Here is a 250-nt window from a genome sequence, read left to right as displayed (position 1 = left end):
TCATCATCACCAAATTCATCATCAAAATCAAAACCATCTAAACCTTCTTCATCTTCAGAGAATTCATCGTCGTCCTCTGAAAAGTCAAAATCCTCATCAAGATCACCTTCATCATCATCACCCCAAAAAATTTCTTCAACTGCGTCATCTTGAGCGAAGACAATATTTGAAGGAGTTAGAAAAATGGATGCACCTAACAGTACATACAAAAGTGTAAAAATATAATAAGATCCTTTTTTCATAAGCCTAT

General features: G+C 34.0%; 1 protein-coding gene. It reads right to left on the bottom strand.

What is annotated here, in order from left to right; all coding sequences use genetic code 11:
- The coding region (locus B4237_RS14100; RefSeq protein WP_286943619.1) for a hypothetical protein at window positions 1-250 on the bottom strand (250 nt) is incomplete at both ends.

The organism is Acinetobacter sp. UBA6526 (assembly GCF_002434875.1).
Taxonomy (GTDB): Bacteria; Pseudomonadota; Gammaproteobacteria; order Pseudomonadales; family Moraxellaceae; genus Acinetobacter; species Acinetobacter venetianus.
This window is presented reverse-complemented; position numbering and strand designations above follow the sequence as displayed.